Origin of the sequence: Mesorhizobium sp. M0991, from assembly GCF_040318915.1 — a bacterium.
Classification (GTDB): domain Bacteria; phylum Pseudomonadota; class Alphaproteobacteria; order Rhizobiales; family Rhizobiaceae; genus Mesorhizobium.
Map to the genome: position 1 here is coordinate 1 of NZ_JAMYNE010000093.1, position 1,503 is coordinate 1,503.

The window sequence follows — 1,503 nt, forward strand, 5'->3', positions numbered from 1 at the left end:
TGACGGCCGAGAGACCGGGGTCCTACCAAAGACCCCAAGACACCAGCGGATAAGGGATGATGCTCGTCTACAGCACCCTTCCCCATATTGGTGGTGAAGATCGGAAGCGACGCTACCTCCTGGAGTCTCGCGAGTTCCGCCGCCCCGCCACCAGCGTGAACGCCGCCGCCGGCAAGGACAACCGGAGCACGAGCCTGCGCGATGGCGCGGGCCGCCTCTTCAATGGAATTGGCATCGGGCCGAATGCGGTCCAGGGGCCAATAGCCGAGCTTGGCATGTCGGGCGAAAGTTGGCGCAGGAGCCTGTTCGCGCAACAGATCGGCGGGTAGCAGCAACACTGCTGGACCCGGCCGGCCCGACGCTGCGGCGGTGAAAGCAGCGTCAATGTAGTCATCAATCCTGGTAGCGACGACGACGCGGCGGATCCACTTGCTGCACGCCTGGAAGAGCGCAATGTGGTCGAGTTCTTGGAAGGCATTGCGATCGGCTTGATCGCGCTCGACCTCTTGCACCAAGGCCACGATCGGAACACTGGCCTTAAGCGCTTCGGCCAACGGCGGAACTAGCAGCGTCGCGGCGGGGCCGTTCTGCGCAGCCACTACGGCAACCTTGCCGGAGCGACGGGCGTACCCGTCGGCCATGGCGCCGCCCATGTTTTCCTGACGGTACGCAACTTGCCGGATGCCGATCTTCTCCGCGGCAAGGATCACCGCGGAAGGGAGGCTTTGGGCGAAGATAGTGTCCACGCCATGACGTTGCAGCGCACGAGCCACACGTTCAGCTACAGTGTCGGAGATGGCCGTTGCCGGGATCGATTGTGCACGAGTGTTCATCAGCGCACCCCCCCTTCCGAAGTCAATGCCAGAAACCGTTCAAAAGCGCCCGTTATCTTGTCAATGTCGGCATCAGACATGGCCGTCGACAGGCAGCCCGCAGCACCGGCAGGCAGTATGATGCTCTCGTTACGGAAGAAACGGGTCATCGCCGTGGTCGAGGCCGCCTCGTCGGGCGTCGGACAGGCTTCACGATAGTCGCGTGGCAGCGTTTGCTTGGGATGGATTCGGAACAGCGAGGCTGCACCGCTGATAACATAGTGAGCCCGATGCCGTCGGATAGCGGCGGTCAGGCCTGAGCGAAGGCGATCTCCCATTGCCTCCAAGCGAGCGAACGCCGCCTCGGTCATGGCGTCCATGCTGATGCGACCAGCGACCATGGAGACCGGGTTCGCAGAAAATGTACCGCCCTGCGCCACTTTGGCCCGTCCGGTCGATCCGTCGAAGACGCTCATCACGCGACGCGATCCGCCGATGGCCCCGATCGGAAACCCTCCGCCGATGATCTTGCCTGCGGCAATTAGGTCAGGCTCGAACCCGTAACGTGCGGAGGCGCCACGATAGCCTTGGCGCAGGTTGAGCACTTCGTCGCAGACGACGAGAATGCCATATTGCCGCGCGGTTTCGGCGACAGCAGCGATGAATTCGGGATCCGGCGGGATAAGGCCGC

General features: G+C 63.1%; 2 protein-coding genes. Both read right to left on the reverse strand.

Going from position 1 to position 1,503, the window contains the following annotated elements:
• A partial coding sequence (locus NKH70_RS35615; protein WP_353027468.1) for a thiamine pyrophosphate-binding protein occupies window positions 1-833 on the reverse strand: 833 nt, incomplete at its 3' end.
• Window positions 833-1,503, reverse strand: a 671-nt coding sequence (locus NKH70_RS35620) for an aminotransferase class III-fold pyridoxal phosphate-dependent enzyme (protein ID WP_353027469.1), incomplete at its 5' end; no start/stop codon positions are given. The genes NKH70_RS35620 and NKH70_RS35615, both read right to left, overlap by 1 nt.